The following is an 18,052-nucleotide window of genomic DNA, read 5'->3' as shown; positions in this document are numbered from 1 at the left end:
GCCAGTGTGGGGGCTCCCCCCGGGGGAGGGTCCAGCGCTTGACCCTCCACGACCGCGAGGCCGCACGGTGACGGCATGACGAACACAGACCTCCGGTCCGACGCCCTCCCGACCACCGTCCGCGACTTCCTCGCGGCCAGCACCGCCCACGACGCCGACACGGCCTCGGCGTTCCTCGCCGAGGACGTCGTGGTCGTCGACCAGGACGAGACCTTCAGGGGTCGCGACGAGGTGCACGCCTTCGTCCGCGACGCCGGCGCCGAGTTCGAGTACACGACCGAGCAGACCGGCGCCCGCCGCGTCGACGACGAGCACTGGGTGGTGACCCTTCGCATCGAGGGGACCTTCCCGGGCGGCGTCGCCGACCTGGACTACCGCTTCACCCTGCGCGGCGACCTCATCAGCGAACTCGTCATCGCCAACCACGACGCCTGAGCACACCCGGGAACCACCGGACACCAGAGGGAAGAAGGAGGACAAGCATGTCCAGCGGGGAACGCGACCGCCTCGACGGCCGCCGCGCGCTCGTCACGGGCGGTTCGAAGGGGACGGGCGAGGCCGTCGTCGCCCGCCTGCGGGAGATGGGGGCGGACGTGTGGACCACGGCCCGCACCGTGCCCGACAGGTACGACCGGCCCGACCGGTTCATCGCGGCGGACACCGCGACCGTCGAGGGCACCCGGTTCGTGGCGGACCGCATCACCGAGGAGGCCGGCGCGCTCGACGTCCTCGTGCACGTCGTCGGGGGTTCCTCGACGCCGCCGGGCGGGTTCGCGGCCACCACCGACGAGCAGTGGCTGGGCGAGATCGCCCTGAACCTCCTGGGCGCCGTCCGCCTGGACCGGGCGCTGCTGCCGGCGATGCTGGAGAAGGGGTCGGGCGTGGTGCTGCACTTCACCTCCATCCAGCGGGAACTGCCGCAGCACGACGCGACCCTGGCGTACGCGGCGGCCAAGGCGGCGCTGCGCACGTACAGCAAGGGCCTGGCCAACGAGCTCGCGCCCCGCGGGGTCCGGGTCAACGCCATCAGCCCCGGCGGGATCGAGACCGAGGCCTACGAGCGGTTCGTGGACCGGATCGCCGAGGGCAACGGCCTCACCCGCGAGGCCGCCGAGCAGACCGTCTTCGACTCCCTCGGCGGGGTCCCGCTGGGACGGTTCGCGCGACCCGAGGAGGTCGCCGACCTGGTCGGTTTCCTCGTGTCCGACCGCGCGTCGGCCGCCGTGGGCGCCGAGTACGTCATCGACGGCGGCACGGTCCCGACCGTCTGAACCGGCGACGGGGCGGCGGCGTGACCGTCGCCGCCCCGCCCGCACCCCCCGCAGACCCCCGGACGACGAGGAAACCCGTGACCAGCAGCACCACCGAGACGCCCACCGCCCAGCCGGTCGGGCCCCCACCACCCTTCGACCCCGAACTCGCCCCCGTCGTGGCCGCGCTGACCAGCACCCGCCCCCCGGACGCGTACCGCCCGGACACCATCGCCGAGATGCGCCGCCCCGTCCCCGGCGTACCGGTCCCGACCGCGGACGTCCTCTCGCGCGGCGGCGCCTACCGCGTGCACGAGAGGACCGTGCCCGGCCCGGACGGGGACCCGGACGTCGCGCTGCTCGTCTGCCTCCCCCGGCACGCGCGCACGCCGGCCCCGGCCCTCTACTTCGTCCACGGCGGCGGGATGATCCTCGGGGACAACCGGTTCGGCCTCCCGCAGGTGCTGGACCTGGCCGAACCGCTGGGCGCGGCGGTCGTCTCGGTCGAGTACCGGCTCGCACCCGAAACCCCCCACCCCGGTCCCGTCGAGGACAGCTACGCCGGTCTGCGCTGGCTGTCCGAGCACGCCGGGGAACTCGACGTGGACCCCGGGTCCGTCGTCGTCGCCGGCACGAGCGCCGGCGGCGGACTGGCCGCGGGCGTCGCGCTCGCGGCCCGCGACCGCGGGGGCCCGGCGATCGCGGGGCTGCTGCTCCTGAGCCCCATGCTCGACGACCGCAACGACTCGCCCTCCGCGCGCCAGATGCGCGGCCTGGGCGTGTGGGACAGCAGTTCCAACGAGACCGGCTGGAACGCGCTCCTCGGCGAGGGCGTGCGCGGGGGGCCGGACGTGTCCCCGTACGCCGCGCCCGCCCGGGCCGAGGACCTCTCCGGCCTGCCGCCCACCTTCATCGACGTCGGCTCGGCCGAGACGTTCCGCGACGAGGACGTCGCGTTCGCGAGCCGGCTGTGGCGTGCCGGTGGCCGCGGCGAGCTGCACGTCTGGCCCGGCGGTTTCCACGGGTTCGACGTCGTGGCCCCGGCCGCGACGCTCTCGCAGGACGCGGTCGCCGCCCGCGCGGCGTGGTTGCGGCGCCTGGTGGGCGGGTAGGGGCACCGGGCGTTCCGGGGACCTGGCGGCAGCGCCACGACCGCGACACGGTCCCCGGGGGCGGTGGCCGTCAGCGGGTGCAGACTGGTCCCGTGGACGACCTCACCGCCTGGAAACGGCTGGCACCGGCCGGACTGCTGCTGGTCGGGGCCGGGCTGAGCACCGCCGTCGACGCCGCCCAGCGCCGGGCGTCGGGTGCGGCGACGCTGCGGTGGGGAGGGCAGGGGACCGTGGGGCTGGTGCTGGTGAACGCCGGCCTGTGCCTGTTCGGCGAATCGGTGAAGCGCCGGACCCGTCACGAACTCGCGCCCCGCACCGCGGGCTGAGCGCGCCTCCTCACCGCGTGGAGGAGCGGTACGCGGACCCGCCGAGTCCCCCTCGGACCGCTGGTGACGATCCCACGACCCGGCCCCGGCTCCGCAGGCCACGGCCCGCGCTCGTCCTGCGGGGGCGGGAGCAGGGGTCGCTGGGTAGCCTGCAGGTCTCGGGGACGCGTCGAACACCGTGCGCACGATCGCCTGGACGTGGGAGTGGTGGGTTGAAGGTCATGGATCTCCGGGCAGGCCCCACCACGGTCCCCTCCGCGCGCGGGAGCGCGCCCGAGGGCGGCCGGCGGCAGCGGTGAGCACCGACGACACCCCCGGCACCCCCGACACTCCTGACGGCACTCCCGACCGCGGCTCCAGCGACGGCTGCGGGCCGGTCGACGGCGGTCCGGTCGACTTCGGTGACGACGAGGCGGTCCACGGCGACCACCGCTGGAGGGCGGCGGCGTTGCGCCAGCTGCCCTACTACGTCCAGGTCTTCCGCGGCCCGGACCACGTGAACGTCGGGGAGACCGACGAGGTCGTCGCCCTCTACGGGGACCAGCGCAACGTGGGCCGGCAGATCGCCGACTACCTCACCGGGGCCGAGGGTCAGGGGCTGATCGAGATGCTCGACCGCGTCTACGCCGGTGAGCGGCTCACCGCCCGTGGTGTGCGCTTCGGCGTCGTGACGGCCGCCGGCTCCGCGCAGGAGGTCTTCGCCGACATGGACTTCCTGCCCCTGCGCGACGCCTCCGGCCACGTCGTCGGTTCCATCGCCAGCGGCCACGACGTCACCGACCAGGTCCGCGCCGACCACGAGCAGGCGGCTGAGGCCGTGGAGCTGTCGCGGCGCTACCGGCGGGCCACCGACGTCATCGAGGAGGTGCAGCGGGCGCTGCTGCCGGCCCGGTTGCCGGTGCTCCCGGGCGTGGAGGTGGCCGCCAGCTACGTCGTCGGCGGCGCCGAGCAGGCCGCCGGTGGGGACTGGTTCGACGTGCTGGCCCGCCCCGACGGGACCGTGGCTGCGGTCGTCGGCGACGTGGTGGGGCACGGGGTCGCGGCGTCGGCGGTCATGGCGCAGCTGCGCGCGGTGGCCCTGGAACGCCTGGACGCCGGTGCGGACCCGGCGCAGGTGGTCACCGCCTTGGACCGCTTCACCCGGGTCGTGCCCGCGGCGCGCTCGGCGACGGTGTGCGTGCTCGTGCTGGGCCCCGACGCCGGTTCCGGCCGGCGCGCGGTGGCGTACTGCGCGGCCGGTCACCCCCCGCCGCTGGTCCTCAACCTCGAGGGCGGCAGCCGTTACCTGGATCCCAGCGGTGCTCCGCCGCTGGGCCACACCAGCACGAGCACCGGCGCGGCCGGGGGTCGCGCCGGTGTCCGGGGCAGCATCGGCCCGAGGACCGGGCGCAGCGTCCAGCACGCCGGGCTGGGTGCGGGTGAGCTGGTGCTGCTGTACACCGACGGGATCGTCGAGCGGCCCGGGGTGGCGGCGACGGTCGGGACGGTGGAGCTGGCCCAGGTGGCGGCGGCGGCCGCGGCCGACGGGTTGATGCCGGTGTTCACGCTGGCCTCGGCGGTGGATCGGGTGAGCGTGCAGACGCTGGAGCGGTTGACCCGCGAGACCGGGTCGGTCGACGACGTCACCCTGCTGGCGCTGCAGCCGGTGACGCCGTCGCCGGACCTGCACCTGCACACGCACCTGACCCGGTCGGGGATCCCGGCGGTGCGGGCTGCGCTGCGCCGGTGGCTGGGGGCGGAACGGGTGGCGCTGCTGGCCGTGGACCAGCTCGACGAGGTCGTCAGCGAGTTGCTGGAGAACGTCGTCGAACACGCCTACGGCAGCCCCGGGGACCCCGGGGGCCTCGTGCGCGCGGAAGGTGGCGGCCCGGTCACCGTGCACGCCCACCTCGACGACCTGGGCCTGATCACGTTGAGCGTCGCCGACGAGGGCACCTGGGTGCCGCGGCCGGAGCCGGTGGCCGGCCGGGGGCTGGGCCTGACCTTCGCGCAGGACTTCGCCGAGCAGGTGCACGTCGAGTCCTCAGCGGCCGGCAGCACCGTCACCGTCGTGTTCCGTCCGTGGAAGTCCCCCCGCGGTGCGGCCCCGGTGGCCCCGCGGCGGGTGCCGGGGTTCTTCGACACCTACACCCAGCACCACCAGGGGCGGTCGGTGGTGACGGTGCGCGGGCCGGTCGACGCGGCCAACGCGGCCGAGCTGGACTCGCAGCTGGCGTTGAGCGTGGTGCCGGGGGCCGCTCCGGTGCAGGTGGACCTGCAGGAGGTGACGGTGCTGTCCAGCGCGGCCCTGCACGCCCTGCGCCGGCGCCTGGACCAGGCCGAGCGGGTCGGGGTCCAGGTCAGCCTGCTGAGCAGCCCCGGCACCGTCGCCCAGCAGGTCCTGGCCCTGGCCGGGATGGACACGGGCCCCGGCGGCGGCACCGGCACCGGTCCGTGAGGGGGTGAGCCCCCGACCGGGTGCCTGGCCGGCTGGTCGCGGTGGTCGCGGTCAGCGGCGGGCGGGCGCCCCGACCGAGGGGGCCGGCCCGTCGATGACCTCGCCGTAGCGCTCGGCCTCGATCTGCTGCAGCGTCTTGCCCTGCGTGGCGGGGGCGAAGACCGTGCCCACGACCAGCGCCACGACGAGCAGCCCGATCATGACGGTGCCGACGAAGGGCACGCCCTGCTCGGTGAGCAGCGTCGGGAACCAGTAGCTGAGCAGCCCCACCGCGCAGCGGGCCGCGAAGAACAGGACGCCCTGGGCGCTGGCGCGGTACGGCGTGGCGAACAGCTCCGAGGTCCACACGCTGTAGAACGCCTGGGCGCCGATGCCCGCGGCCAGGCCCCACAGCAGGGCGTACCCCAGCAGCGTCGGCAGGCTCCCGTCGGCGAAGACGAGCAGCGCCCAGGCGACGATGCCCATGACGGCGCCCAGGGCGTACAGCGCGCGGCGGCTGACCCTGTCGCCGTAGCGCATGAAGCCCACGAGGGTCGCCACGACGGTGCACGCCCACACGAGGACCTGCAGCAGGTTCTGCTCCGTGGCGCTCTCGACGCCGGCGGCCTGGTAGACGCGCGGCATGAAGATGCCGGCCTGGCCGGCCACGGTGTTCCAGAACGCGTAGACGCCGAAGAGGAACAGCAGGGCGGTGAGGTTGGCCCGCCGGGAGAACAGCCCGCGCAGGCCCCGGCCGCCGGAGGCCCGCTGCGCGGTGGCGCCGGCGGTCGTCTCGTCCTTCCAGATCGCCGACTCCGGCAGCCCCTGGCGGACCCACCAGGTGACGGCGGCGACGACGAACAGGTGCAGGAAGATCAGGCGGTTGCCCAGCAGGCCCAGGCCGCCGAGGGCGACGGCCAGCGCGAACCCGACGAGGGGGCCGATCGACCAGGCCAGCTGGGCCGTGCCGACGTGCCGGGCGCGGTGCTGCGCGGGGGCCTCCTCGGCGATGTACGTCCACGACGCCGGGACACCGGCCCCGACGGCGATGCCGGTGAGGACGAACCCGACGAGCAGCATCGGGTAGCTGACGGAGAACGCGGCCAGCAGGACACCGACCATGTAGAGGACGAGGTCGTAGGTGTAGATGAACTTGCGGCCCAGGCGGTCGCACAGCGGGCCGCCGACGGCCGCGCCGATCGCCGCGCCGAAGGCGTTGGCGGACAGGGCCGCCAGCAGGCCGACCGCGGCGTCGCCGATCCCGAAGCGCTCCTGCCAGTTCGTCAGGCTGACGGCGATCGCGATGATCGAGCCGGCCTCGATGTAGTTCGACATGGCGACCGCGATGGTCGCCTTCCACCCCGTGGTGGTCTTGGCTCCGAGCGCCACTGCTCCTCCTGGCTCGTCGTCGAGTGGTTCTGGCGGGTCTAGTCGAGGTGGAAGTACTCGACGAGCCGTTCGCGCGGCCGGTCGCCGCTCGTCCCGGCCGGCGCCGGCTGGAAGTACCGGCCCATCGTCGCCTCCCAGCGCGCGGAGACCTCCTCGCGCTCCATGGCCGTCGTGGTGGCCTCGAAGTCGTCGGTCTCGCAGTACCCGACGACGAGGCCGTCCCCGGCGCGCAGGAAGAGGGAGTAGTTGCGCCACCCCGTGCGGGTCAGGGCCTCCAGCACCTCGGGCCACACCTCGGCGTGGACCTGCAGGTACTCCTGGACCAGCTCGGGCCGCAGGTGCAGCAGGAAGCAGGCGCGCTCCGTCACGTGATCTCCTCCGCGGGGTCGCCGACGACCCGGACCGGCTCCTGAGACGATTCAAAAGAGCCCGCGGGCAGTCTGGAGGCGCCTTCCCCGCCGCGTCAAGCGTCTGCGCGGCCGCCCCGGGACCGCCCCGCGACCGCTCGGGGCACCTTCTTGTGAAACGTGTCAAAGTCGGAGTACGGTCCTCCTGCGTGACCGCGCTGGACGACGATGGAGTTGGAGCCACCATGACGATCACCGGACCCACCCGCGACCGTGTGCTCTCCGCGTTGCGGACCCAGACCATCGAACTGCCCTCGTGGGCGTTCGGGAACTCCGGCACCCGCTTCAAGGTGTTCGGCAGCCCCGGGACCCCCCGCGACCCCTTCGAGAAGCTCTCCGACGCCGCCCAGGTCCACCGGTACACCGGGATCACGCCGCGGGTGTCCCTGCACATCCCGTGGGACCTCGTGGAGGACTACGGCAAGCTCGCCGCCCACGCCACCGACCTCGGCGTCACGATCGGGACGATCAACTCGAACCTGTTCCAGGACGACGACTACAAGCTCGGTTCCCTGACCCACCCGGACCCGCGCGTGCGGGCCAAGGCCGTCGCCCACCACGCCGAGTGCGTCGACGTCATGCGCGCCACCGGGTCGAAGGAACTCAAGCTGTGGCTGCCCGACGGGACCAACTACCCCGGCCAGGACGACCTGCACGACCGCCAGGAACGCCTCGCCGAGTCGCTGCAGCAGGTCTACGCCCTGCTCGACGACGACCACCGGCTCGTCCTGGAGTACAAGTTCTTCGAGCCGGCGTTCTACGCCACCGACGTGCCCGACTGGGGCACCTCGCTGCTGCACTGCCTGGCCCTGGGCGAGCGGGCCAAGGTCGTCCTGGACACCGGCCACCACGCCCCCGGCACGAACATCGAGTTCATCGTCGTCCAGCTCCTGCGCGCCGGCCGGCTGGGCGCGTTCGACTTCAACTCCCGCTTCTACGCCGACGACGACCTCATGGCCGGGGCGGCCGACCCGTTCCAGCTGTTCCGGATCCTCTACGAGATCGTCCGCGCCGGCGCCCTGGCCCCCGCGCACGGGCCCGGCGTCCCCTGGGACCCCGCGGGCCCGGGGGTGAACTTCATGCTCGACCAGTGCCACAACGTCGAGGACAAGATCCCGGGGCAGATCCGCTCGGTGACCAACGTCCAGCAGGCCACCGCCAAGGCGCTGCTGGTCGACCGCGAGGCCCTGACCACCGCCCAGCGCGCCGGGGACGTCCTGGGCGCCCACGACGTGTTCACGGACGCCTTCCAGACCGACGTCCGCCCCCTGCTGGCCGAACTGCGCGAGAGCCAGGGCCTGCACCCCGACCCGATGGCCGCGTTCAAGGCCTCCGGCTACGTGGAGCGGATCGCCGCCGAGCGCATCGGCGGCACCCAGGCCGGCTGGGGCGCCTGACCCCCGCCCGCCCCGGCCCACCGCGCTGACCGCGCCCCACCCACCCGGAGGACCTGACCCGTGCCGAACGAGACCGTCGCCGCGCTCATCGCGCGGTCCAACGCCCTGGGGGCGGACCCCCGCCTCACCAACTACGCCGGCGGGAACACCAGCGCCAAGGGCACCGCCACCGACCCCGTCACCGGGACCGACGTGGACCTGCTGTGGGTCAAGGGGTCCGGCGGCGACCTCGGCACCCTCACCGAGGAGGGCCTGGCCGTGCTGCGCCTGGACCGCCTCCGGGCGCTGAAGGACGTCTACCCGGGGGTGGAGCGCGAGGACGAGATGGTCGCCGCCTTCGACCACTGCCTCTTCGGCAAGGGGGGTGCCGCGCCGTCCATCGACACCGCCATGCACGCCCTCGTCGAGGCCGCGCACGTCGACCACCTGCACCCCGACGCCGGGATCGCCCTGGCCTGCGCCGCCGACGGGGAGAAGCTCACCGAGCAGGTGTTCGGCGACAAGGTCGTCTGGGTGCCCTGGCGCCGCCCCGGTTTCCAGCTCGGCCTGGACATCGCCGCGATCGTGGAGGCCAACCCGCAGGCCGTCGGCACGATCCTCGGCGGGCACGGGATCACCGCCTGGGGCGGGACCAGCGAGGAGGCCGAGGCGAACTCCCGCTGGATCGTCGAGACCGCCGAGGCGTTCCTGCGCGAGAACTCCCGCCCCGAACCGTTCGGTCCCGTGCTGCCCGGCCACGAGGCCCTGCCCGAGGCCGAGCGCCGCGCCCGCGCGGCCGCCCTGGCTCCCGTGGTCCGCGGGATCGCCTCCCACGACAAGCCGCAGGTCGGGCACTTCACCGACGCAGACGTCGTCCTGGACTTCCTGGCCCGCGCCGAGCACCCCCGCCTGGCCGCGCTCGGCACCTCGTGCCCGGACCACTTCCTGCGCACCAAGGTGAAACCGCTGGTCCTGGACCTGCCGGCCACCGCCACGGTCGAGGAGCAGGTCGCCCGGCTGCACGAACTGCACGAGGCCTACCGCGCCGACTACCGGGCCTACTACGACCGGCACGCCACGCCGGACTCCCCCGCGATCCGCGGCGCCGACCCGCTGATCGTGCTCGTCCCCGGCGTCGGGATGTTCTCCTACGGCAAGGACGCCCAGACCGCCCGCGTCGCCGGGGAGTTCTACGTCAACGCGATCAACGTCATGCGCGGCGCCGAAGGGGTCTCGACCTACGCCCCCATCGACGAGGCGGAGAAGTTCCGCATCGAGTACTGGGCGCTGGAGGAGGCCAAGCTCGCCCGGATGCCGAAGCCGAAACCCCTCGCCACCCGCATCGCGCTGGTCACCGGCGCCGCCTCGGGCATCGGCAAGGCCATCGCCACCCGCCTGGCCGCCGAGGGCGCCTGCGTCGTCGTCGCCGACCTGGACCTGGCCAAGGCGCGGGCCGCCGCCGCCGAGCTCGGCAACAGCGACGTGGCGGTGGGGGTCGCCGCCGACGTGTCGAACCCCGACGCCGTCCGCGCCGCGGTCGACGAGGCCGTCCTCGCCTTCGGCGGCCTCGACCTCGTCGTCAACAACGCCGGGCTGTCGATCTCCAAACCGCTGCTGGAGACCACCGAGCAGGACTGGGACCTGCAGCACGACGTCATGGCCAAGGGCTCGTTCCTGGTGTCCCAGGCCGCCGCGCGGGTCCTCATCGCCCAGGGGCTGGGCGGGGACATCGTCTACGTCGCCTCGAAGAACTCCGTGTTCGCCGGGCCGAACAACATCGCCTACTCCGCCGTCAAGGCCGACCAGGCCCACCAGGTCCGGCTGCTGGCCGCCGAGCTCGGCGAGCACGGCGTCAAGGTCAACGGCGTGAACCCCGACGGCGTCGTGCGCGGGTCGGGCATCTTCGCCGGCGGCTGGGGCGCCCAGCGCGCCAAGACGTACGGCATCGCCGAGGACGACCTCGGGAAGTTCTACGCCCAGCGGACCCTGCTCAAGCGCGAGGTCCTGCCCGAGCACGTCGCGAACGCCGTGTTCGTCCTCACCGGCGGGGAACTGTCGCACACCACCGGCCTGCACGTCCCCGTCGACGCCGGCGTCGCCGCCGCCTTCCTGCGATGAGCGAGCAGGCGTTCGCGGCCGTCGACCTCGGGGCCACCAGCGGCCGCGTCGTCCTGGGCCACCTCCAGGAGGACGCAGCGGGCGCGGGACCGGCCCTGCGGGTGCGGCACGTCGCCCGGTTCGCCAACGACCCCGTCCGGACCCGCGACGGGCTGCACTGGAACGTCCTGGAGCTGTACCGGCAGGTCCTGCTCGGGCTGGCCGCCGCCCAGCGCCACCACCCCGGGGAGATCGCCAGCGTCGGGATCGACTCCTGGGCCGTCGACTACGGCCTGCTGGCCGGCGGCCGGCTGCTCGGGACGCCGTTCCACTACCGCGACAGCCGCAACGAGGCGGGCGTGGACACCGTCCACGCCCGTGTGGGCGCCAAGGAGCTGTTCGCCCGCAACGGGTTGCAGCACCTGCCCTTCAACACCCTCTTCCAGCTGGCCACCGAGGGGACGCTGCTGGAGGCCGCCGACACCGTCCTGCTGATCCCCGACCTCATCGGGTTCTGGCTCACCGGTGCCGTCGTCGCCGAGCGGACCAACGCCTCCACCACCGGCCTCCTGACCGCCGGCGGGGACGGCTGGGACCTCGACCTGGCCCGCCGCGTGGGGGTGTACCCGCACCTGCTGCCCGCCCTCGTGGACCCCGGCACCCCCGTCGGCCGGCTGACCCCGGACGTCGCCGAGACCGTCGGCGCCGCCCTGGACGTCGTCGCGGTCGGCTCCCACGACACCGCCTCGGCGGTCGTGGCCGTCCCCGCCACCGGCGACGACTTCGCCTACGTGTCCTGCGGGACGTGGGGGCTGGTCGGGCTGGAGCTGAAGGACCCCGTCCTGACCGGGGACGCCCGCACCGCCGGGTTCACCAACGAGGGCGGCGTCGACGGCCGCACCCGGTTCCTGAAGAACGTCATGGGCCTGTGGCTGCTGAGCGAGTCGCTGCGGCAGTGGAACCCGGCTGCGACCGACGCCGAGCGGTCGGCGGAGCTGTCCGACCTGCTCGACGCGGCCGCCCGGGTCACCGGCCCCGTCGCCGTCTTCGACGTCAACGACCCCGCCTTCCTGCCGCCGGGCGACGTCCCCGGCCGCATCCGGAACTGGTGCCGCGCCCACGGCGAACCCGTCCCCGACACCCCGGCGCAGGTGGTCCGCAGCGTCGTGGAGAGCCTCGCCGTCGCGTTCGCCGCCGCCGTGGCCGACGCCGCGCGGCTGGCCGACCACGACGTCCGCGTCGTCCACCTCGTCGGCGGCGGCGCGCTGAACACGCTCCTGTGCCAGCTCACGGCCGACCGCACGGGCCTGCCGGTGCTGGCCGGTCCCGTCGAGGCGACCGCCCTGGGGAACCTGCTGGTGCAGGCCCGCGCCGCGGGCCGGCTCGGCCCGGACCTGGACGACCTGCGGGCCGTCGCGCGAGCATCAGCCGGCGTCGTCCGCTACGCGCCCCGCCACCAGCCGGGCCAGACCCCCCGCTCCGCCTCCGACCCCGGGAAGCCCTGATGCAGCGTCAAGTCCCCGACCCCCGCGAACTCCTCGACCTCGTCGGGTTCAAGAAGCCCGAGCTGAACAGCCGCAAGCGCCGCCTCGACGCGGCCCTGACCATCGAGGACCTGCGGCGCATCGCCAAGAAGCGCACCCCGCGGGCCGCGTTCGACTACACCGACGGCTCGGCCGAGGGCGAGATCTCCCTGGCCCGGGCCCGGCAGGCGTTCTCCGACGTGGAGTTCCACCCCTCGATCCTGCACGACGTGTCGAAGGTCGACACGTCCACCACGGTCTTCGGCGGCCCCTCCGCGCTGCCCTTCGGCATCGCCCCCACCGGTTTCACCCGCCTCATGCAGACCGAGGGCGAGGAGGCCGGGGCCGGGGCCGCGGGCGCGGCGGGCATCCCCTTCACCCTCTCCACCCTGGGCACCACCACCATCGAGGGCGTCAAGGCCGCCAACCCGACCGGGCGCAACTGGTTCCAGCTGTACGTCATGCGCAAGCGGGAGATCTCCTACGGCCTCGTCGAGCGCGCCGCGGCGGCCGGTTTCGACACGCTCATGTTCACCGTCGACACCCCCGTGGCCGGGGCCCGGCTGCGCGACAAGCGCAACGGCTTCTCCATCCCCCCGCAGCTGACCGTCTCCACCATCCTGGACACCGCGACCCGCCCGGGCTGGTGGTTCGACTTCCTCACCACCCGCAAGCTGGAGTTCGCCTCCCTCACCGAGACCGGCGGCACCGTCGGGGAACTCCTCGACTACGCCATGGACCCCTCGATCGACTACGACGACCTCGCCGAGATCCGCCGGATGTGGCCCGGCAAGCTGGTGGTCAAGGGCGTGCAGAACGTGCCCGACTCCCGGCGGCTGGCCGACCTCGGCGTCGACGGCATCGTCCTGTCCAACCACGGCGGCCGGCAGCTGGACCGCGCCCCGATCCCCTTCCACCTGCTGCCCGAGGTGGTCAGGGAGGTCGGCGCCGACACCGAGGTCGCCGTCGACACCGGCATCATGAACGGCGCCGACGTCGTCGCCTCGATCGCCCTCGGCGCCCGGTTCACCCTCATCGGCCGGGCCTACCTCTACGGCCTCATGGCCGGTGGGCGCGCCGGGGTCGACAAGGCGATCCAGATCCTGTCCGACCAGGTCGTGCGCACCATGAAGCTGCTGCAGGTCACGAGCCTGGAGGAACTGACCCCCGCGCACGTCACCCAGCTGCAGCGTCTCGTCCCGCGCCCCCTGTGAACCCGGCCGGGGAGGGCCGAGGCGCCGGTCAGCCCTCCCGCGCCGGGCGCAGGACCTCCTCGACGGCCGCGAACTCCTCGGCGGTCAGCGGGCCGGCGGCCATCGCCCCGACGTTCTCCTCCACCTGCGCGACGGTCCGGCACCCCGGGATGGGGACCGTGCGCGGGCTGCGCGCCCAGATCCACGCCAGCGCCCCCTGCGCCAGCGTCCGGCCGCCGCCGGTGAGGACCTCGCGCACGGCGTCGCGGCGGCGCAGGAAGTCCGGGGTGGGCCGGCCGCCGTCGAACCAGCGCAGCCACTCCGGCTGGTGGTGGCGGACGTCGCCCTCGGGCACGACGGTGCTCGCGGTCACCTTGTCCGAGAGCAGGCCCATCGCCAGCGGGCTGCGGTTCACGCTGGCCAGGTCGTGCTCCTCGCACAGCGCCAGCACCTGCGGGGCGTCGTCGAGGACGTTGAGGCCGTGCTGCACGGCGGTGCAGTGCGGCCCGGCGGCGAAGACGGCCGCGCGCGCCGGGTCGTCGGTGCTCCAGGCGTAGGAGCGGACCAGCCCCTGCCCGACGAGGTCCTCGCAGGTGGCGACGAGGTCCTCGGCCAGCACGGGGTCGAGGTCGGCGATGTGCAGCTGCCACAGGTCCACCCGGTCGGTGCGCAGCCGGCGCAGCGAGGCCTCCAGCGCGCGCCGGGCGTACTGCGGCGAGGGGTCGGTGCCGGTGAGCTGCCGCGTGGACTCCTCGTAGGTGTTGCCCCACTTGGTGGCCCACACCAGCTCGTCGCGCTGCGCGCCGAGCGCGCGGGCCAGGACCTCCTCGGCGTGGCCGGTGCCGTAGGCGTCGGCGGTGTCGAAGAAGGTGGCGCCCAGCTCCACGGCCCGGCGCAGCGCCCGCACCGACTCCTCGTCGTCCACCTCGCCCCAGCCCAGGGCCTGCTCCCCGCCGAACATCGGACCGCCGAGGGCCCACGTCCCCACGCCCAGCGCGCTGACCCCGATGCCGCTGCGTCCCAGCACCCGCTCCACGTCCGCACCTCCGCGTCCCCGCGTCCCGGTGGCCGGTCCTCCGGCCCCGTCGCCGGGGACGATCCTGCCGTCCGGGGCGGGCACCGCGTCAAGGACCGGTCGCCGGTGGCGGGGTCAGCCGACCAGCCGCAGCAGGAGCGGGACGGCCGCCACGGCGGTGCCGGTCAGGAGCAGGACGGTGTCGGCCCGCCGCCAGGGGGCCGGCAGCGCCCAGGAGCGGCGGCCGGCCGTCTGCGCCGCGAAGCCGCGCGCGTCCATCGCGACCGAGACCCGGCCCGCCCGGCGCACGGCGTCGACGAGCAGCCCGAAGGCCGTCGAGGCCGACCAGCGGACGCGGCTCAGGGGTCCCCGCCCGGGGCCGGACCCGCGGACCCGGCGGGCGGCGGCGACCTGCTCCCAGGAGTCGGCGAGGGTGTCGAGCCGGCCCAGCGCGACGACGGCGGCCACGACGACGCGCCCGGGCACGCGCAGCCGCTGGGCGAGGTGGTCGCCGGCCTCGGCGGGGTCGAGCCACCCCAGCAGCAGCGAGCCGGGCAGCACGAGGACGAGCAGGCGCAGCGTCGCCGTCAGGGCCGTCCACAGGGGTTCGGGGCTGTCGCCGCCGAGGATCGTCGACCACCCCACCGACAGCGCCGCCAGCCCCAGGGGCAGCAGGCGCCGCGCGGCCGCGCGCACGTCCCCGACGACCAGCGGCACGCACAGGAGCTGCACGAGCAGGGCCCCGGCGGCCTGCCACCACTCCTGCACGGCGAAGGCCCCGAGGGCGCAGAGCAGCCCGACGGCCAGCAGCGGCAGCGGGCCGCAGTGCCGGACCACCGGCCCCGGGCCGGCGCTGCGCCGTTCGGCCGCGGTCGGGGGGACCCCGTCGTCCATACCCCCGTCGTCCACGCCCCTGTCGTCCACGCCCCCGTCGTCCACACCCCCGGGGGTGATCTCCACAGGGTTGTCCACACCGCTGTGCACAGCGGTGTGGACAGGGCTGTGGACCGCGGTGTGGACCGGGGGATGGACAGAGGGACTGACCGGGGGGTGGACGCCGGGCTGGGAGGTGCCGCCGCTCACGCCGCGACCTCCCCGGCCGACCCCGCCCGCAGGTGCACCCCGCCGGACCCGCCGAGGACGTCGAGCAGGCGCCCGTCGTGGGTGCTGACGACGACGGCGGCCCCGTCGCGGGCCGCGGCCCGCAGCAGACCGGCCACGGCCGACCAGGTCCGCCGGTCCTGCCCCACGCTCGGCTCGTCGGCCAGGACGAGCGCCGGTCCCGCGGCCAGGGCACCGGCGAGCGCCAGCCGGCGCTGCTCGCCGCCGGAGAGCCGGAAGGGGTTGACATCGGCGTGGTCGGCGAGCCCCAGCAGCTCGAGCAGCTCCTGCGCGCGGGCGGTGTCGCGGCCCAGGACGCGGGCCGTCGCGGCGGCCTCCTCGCGCACGGTGGCGGCGACGAAGGTGTGCTCGGGGAACTGCGGCACCCAGCCGGTGCGGGCGGCCAGCTCGGCCGAGGTCCAGTCGCCCGGCGCGCGGCGGCCGCGGCGGCCGGCCAGCTCCGGGGCCGCCAGCAGCTCCCCGGCGGTGGGCCGGGCCAGGCCGGCGAGCAGGGCCAGCAGGCTGGACTTCCCGGCGCCGCTGTCACCGGTGACCGGGGTGACGGCGCCCGCGGCGGCGGTGACGTCGACCCCGGTCAGGACGGTGGCGGGCGGGCGCGGGCGCAGCCCCCGGCGGCTGCGCACCAGCCCCAGCCCCCGGCCCCGCAGCGCGTCGCCGCGCACGCTCAGCACCGGGGCGAGGAGCCCGTCGGGGACGGCGAGGGGGACCGGGGTGCCGGCCCCGGGCGCCCACAGGTGGTCCACGCCGGCCAGGACCGGCCCGGGGGCGCCGTCGGCGGCGACGCGGCCGTCGGGTCCCAGCAGGACCACGCGGTCGACGTGGGGGGCCCACGCGGCGAGGTCGTGGTCGACGACGAGCAGGCTGCGCCCGCGGGCGGCGTCCAGGACGGCGGTGCGCACGGCGGCGGCGGTGGGCGCGTCGAGCATGGCCGTCGGCTCGTCCAGGAGCAGCACGGCCGGGTCGGCCGCGAGGGTCCCGGCGAGCGCCAGGCGCTGGCGCTCCCCGCCGGAGAGGGTGACGACCTCGCGGTCGCGGCCGGCGGTGAACCGGGCCGCGGCGTGGGCGCGGGCGACGTGCCGCCAGATCGCGGCCCGGTCCTGCCCCGCGTTCTCGGGACCGAAGGCGGTGTCCCGCCCGGCGGTCTCGGCGACGACGGCGTCCAGCGGGTCCTGCACGAGCAGGCCCACCTCCCCCGGCGCGGGGGTGCGCCGGTCGAGCCGGACGTCGCCGGTGGCGTCGACCTCCTCGCCGAGCAGACCGGCCAGGGCCCGCAGGACGGTCGACTTGCCCGCCCCGCTGGGCCCGGCGAGCAGGACGCGCTCCCCCGCGGCGACGTCGAGGTCGACGTCGCGCAGGAGGACGCGGCCCTGCGGGGAGGTGACCGTCAGGCCCCGCAGGGTGAGGTCAGGCACCGTGCTCGCGCCCGGCGGCGAAGGCGGACAGGGCCCCGGTGCGGGCCAGCGCCCGCACGAGGAGCCAGCCGCCGAGGCCGGCGACCACGGCGCCGGAGACGGCGAAGCAGCCGACGTACACGGCCTGCAGCGGCAACGTCCACTCCCCGGCGTAGTAGGCGAAGAGCTCGTAGACGCCTTCGAGGACAGCGGCCAGGACACCGCCGAGGACGGCGACGGCCGGGCCGAACCGGCGCCAGGCGAACAGGGCGACCGCGATCTCGACGCCGAGGCCCTGGATGACGCCGGAGACGAGGACGGACGTGCCCCACTGGTTGCCCAGCAGGGCCTCGACGCTGGCCGCGACCACTTCGGCGAGCAGTGCGGCCCCGGGCCGGCGCACGACGAGGGCCGCGACGACCGCGGGCAGCAGCCACACCCCGGCGAGGATGCTCTGGACGAACGGGACAGCGGTGAACAGGGGCGTCAGGACGGCGTACAGGACGTCCCAGCCCCAGAAGACGACGCCGAACGCGACGCCGAGCACGGCGGCGGTGACGAGGTCGACGGTGCGCCAGCGGTGGGGGCTGCGGGCGCGGCTGACGGTGCTGGTGCTCATGGTTCCTCCTGGGTCCAGGAGGGGGACGCGCGGCCGGGTGGCCACGCGTCGAGGACGTCCCGACTCCCTACGCCGGTGTGAGCCGGATCAGGTTCGAGGGTCTGCGGGTACCCGCACTCTCAGCGCCCACGGCGCTCCCCTGTCGTGTGCCCCGACCCTACCCCCGTCCCCGCCTCCCGCGGTGGGGGTGACGGGACTGGGAGGATGGGGGGGTGCTGCGGATGATGCGGGGACCGGACGGTGGGCCGTCGAGGGCGGTCCGGCTGCTGACGCTGGTCGTGGTCGTCGCGGTGCTGGGCGGCAGCGCGGCCGCCCTCACACCGCTCCTGGGCTGGCTCCTGGACCTGCTGTAGGGCAGGGTTCGGCGCATGAGCTCGATCGTCTGGAAGTTGGTCGGCCCGGGTGCCGGCATCCTCGCGACCGCGGTCGCGAGCCGCGTCACGAAGAAGATCTGGGTGACGGCGACGGGGTCCCCGCCGCCGGACAACCCGGAGGACCCGGACGTGGCGTGGAGGGAGGCGGTGGTCTGGGCGCTGGCCTCCGGCGCGATCATCGGCCTGACCCGGCTCGTCGTGGAGCGCCAGGCCGCGGTCTGGTACCGCAAGAGCTTCGGCGAGCTGCCGCCGGGTCTGGGCCCGGGCGACGACGGTGGGGTCGAGGCCAACTCCTGACCACCGGTCCGTGACTGCCGCGGCCGGCCCCCGCCCCGCGCGGGTGGGGGTCCGGTCGCGCGCGCCCGGACGCGGCCGTCGGGCGGGTGCTGCGCGACCACCTCGGGGCCTCCACGAACCCTCCCCGGGACCGACCCCGCGCGGG

General features: G+C 75.1%; 17 protein-coding genes and 1 riboswitch. Of the genes, 11 read left to right on the top strand and 6 right to left on the bottom strand.

All coding sequences use genetic code 11. The features are described from left to right. Window positions 1-75: 75 nt before the first annotated feature. The 5 genes from BJ968_RS13300 (at window position 76) to BJ968_RS13280 (ending at window position 5,125) form a co-directional block, all read left to right on the top strand. Window positions 76-435, top strand: coding sequence for a nuclear transport factor 2 family protein (locus BJ968_RS13300; RefSeq protein ID WP_179752573.1), 360 nt, complete (start codon window positions 76-78; stop codon window positions 433-435). A 47-nt stretch (window positions 436-482) separates the two neighbouring features. Continuing rightward, window positions 483-1,271 carry an SDR family oxidoreductase gene (locus BJ968_RS13295; RefSeq protein ID WP_179752571.1) on the top strand — a complete coding sequence of 263 codons (789 nt, stop codon included), beginning with the start codon at window positions 483-485 and terminating at the stop codon, window positions 1,269-1,271. Between the two features lie 77 nt (window positions 1,272-1,348). After that, window positions 1,349-2,362, top strand: coding sequence for an alpha/beta hydrolase fold domain-containing protein (locus BJ968_RS24645; protein WP_179752569.1), 1,014 nt, complete (start codon window positions 1,349-1,351; stop codon window positions 2,360-2,362). 92 nt (window positions 2,363-2,454) lie between these two features. Next, window positions 2,455-2,688, top strand: coding sequence for a hypothetical protein (locus tag BJ968_RS13285; RefSeq protein ID WP_179752567.1), 234 nt, complete (start codon window positions 2,455-2,457; stop codon window positions 2,686-2,688). Between the two features lie 295 nt (window positions 2,689-2,983). Beyond that, a complete protein-coding gene (locus tag BJ968_RS13280) occupies window positions 2,984-5,125 on the top strand; it encodes a SpoIIE family protein phosphatase (protein ID WP_179752565.1) in 2,142 nt (713 codons plus the stop codon). Window positions 5,126-5,176: 51 nt separating this feature from the next. Here BJ968_RS13280 and BJ968_RS13275 read toward each other — a convergent pair whose 3' ends face one another. Both BJ968_RS13275 and BJ968_RS13270 read right to left on the bottom strand, forming a co-directional pair. Beyond that, window positions 5,177-6,493 (bottom strand): MFS transporter, encoded by a 1,317-nt coding sequence (locus tag BJ968_RS13275; RefSeq protein WP_179752562.1) that lies wholly within the window; start codon window positions 6,491-6,493, stop codon window positions 5,177-5,179. Window positions 6,494-6,531: 38 nt separating this feature from the next. Beyond that, window positions 6,532-6,861 carry an L-rhamnose mutarotase gene (locus tag BJ968_RS13270; protein WP_179752560.1) on the bottom strand — a complete coding sequence of 110 codons (330 nt, stop codon included), beginning with the start codon at window positions 6,859-6,861 and terminating at the stop codon, window positions 6,532-6,534. A gap of 224 nt (window positions 6,862-7,085) precedes the next feature. On the opposite strand from BJ968_RS13270, the gene rhaI reads away from it, so the two are divergent. From rhaI to BJ968_RS13250, 4 genes are read left to right on the top strand one after another with little or no spacing between them, the layout of a single operon-like run. Further along, complete coding sequence (gene rhaI / locus BJ968_RS13265) at window positions 7,086-8,297, top strand: L-rhamnose isomerase (protein ID WP_179756661.1); 1,212 nt, start codon at window positions 7,086-7,088, stop codon at window positions 8,295-8,297. 60 nt (window positions 8,298-8,357) lie between these two features. Then, on the top strand, window positions 8,358-10,394 hold the full coding sequence (locus BJ968_RS13260) for a bifunctional aldolase/short-chain dehydrogenase (RefSeq protein ID WP_179752558.1): 2,037 nt from the start codon (window positions 8,358-8,360) through the stop codon (window positions 10,392-10,394). Continuing rightward, complete coding sequence (locus BJ968_RS13255; protein ID WP_179752556.1) at window positions 10,391-11,878, top strand: rhamnulokinase; 1,488 nt, start codon at window positions 10,391-10,393, stop codon at window positions 11,876-11,878. Before BJ968_RS13260 ends, BJ968_RS13255 begins: the two co-directional genes overlap by 4 nt. Continuing rightward, window positions 11,878-13,110 (top strand): alpha-hydroxy acid oxidase, encoded by a 1,233-nt coding sequence (locus BJ968_RS13250; RefSeq protein WP_281372711.1) that lies wholly within the window; start codon window positions 11,878-11,880, stop codon window positions 13,108-13,110. Before BJ968_RS13255 ends, BJ968_RS13250 begins: the two co-directional genes overlap by 1 nt. 28 nt (window positions 13,111-13,138) lie before the next feature. Here BJ968_RS13250 and BJ968_RS13245 read toward each other — a convergent pair whose 3' ends face one another. The 4 genes from BJ968_RS13245 to BJ968_RS13230 form a co-directional block, all read right to left on the bottom strand. After that, window positions 13,139-14,125, bottom strand: coding sequence for an aldo/keto reductase (locus BJ968_RS13245; RefSeq protein WP_218885033.1), 987 nt, complete (start codon window positions 14,123-14,125; stop codon window positions 13,139-13,141). A 114-nt stretch (window positions 14,126-14,239) separates the two neighbouring features. Next, on the bottom strand, window positions 14,240-15,013 hold the full coding sequence (locus BJ968_RS13240; protein WP_179752554.1) for a CbiQ family ECF transporter T component: 774 nt from the start codon (window positions 15,011-15,013) through the stop codon (window positions 14,240-14,242). Window positions 15,014-15,183: 170 nt separating this feature from the next. Next, a complete protein-coding gene (locus tag BJ968_RS13235; RefSeq protein ID WP_218885032.1) occupies window positions 15,184-16,638 on the bottom strand; it encodes an ATP-binding cassette domain-containing protein in 1,455 nt (484 codons plus the stop codon). Then, window positions 16,631-17,236, bottom strand: coding sequence for an ECF transporter S component (locus BJ968_RS13230; RefSeq protein ID WP_179752552.1), 606 nt, complete (start codon window positions 17,234-17,236; stop codon window positions 16,631-16,633). The genes BJ968_RS13235 and BJ968_RS13230 overlap by 8 nt, the downstream gene beginning before the upstream one ends. A 47-nt stretch (window positions 17,237-17,283) precedes the next feature. Beyond that, a riboswitch (TPP riboswitch) is annotated at window positions 17,284-17,387 on the bottom strand. 61 nt (window positions 17,388-17,448) lie between these two features. Here BJ968_RS13230 and BJ968_RS13225 point away from each other — a divergent pair. Both BJ968_RS13225 and BJ968_RS13220 read left to right on the top strand, forming a co-directional pair. Further along, on the top strand, window positions 17,449-17,589 hold the full coding sequence (locus BJ968_RS13225; RefSeq protein ID WP_179752550.1) for a hypothetical protein: 141 nt from the start codon (window positions 17,449-17,451) through the stop codon (window positions 17,587-17,589). A 15-nt stretch (window positions 17,590-17,604) separates the two neighbouring features. Beyond that, the gene (locus BJ968_RS13220; protein WP_179752548.1) at window positions 17,605-17,907 is read left to right on the top strand and encodes a DUF4235 domain-containing protein; all 303 of its coding nucleotides are present in this window, start codon (window positions 17,605-17,607) and stop codon (window positions 17,905-17,907) included. Window positions 17,908-18,052: the final 145 nt, after the last annotated feature.

Origin of the sequence: Kineococcus aurantiacus (assembly GCF_013409345.1) — a bacterium.
In the GTDB taxonomy this organism is placed as follows: Bacteria; Actinomycetota; Actinomycetes; order Actinomycetales; family Kineococcaceae; genus Kineococcus; species Kineococcus aurantiacus.
Note: the sequence above shows the minus strand (reverse complement) of the source record. Positions and strands in the feature narration are given on the sequence as shown.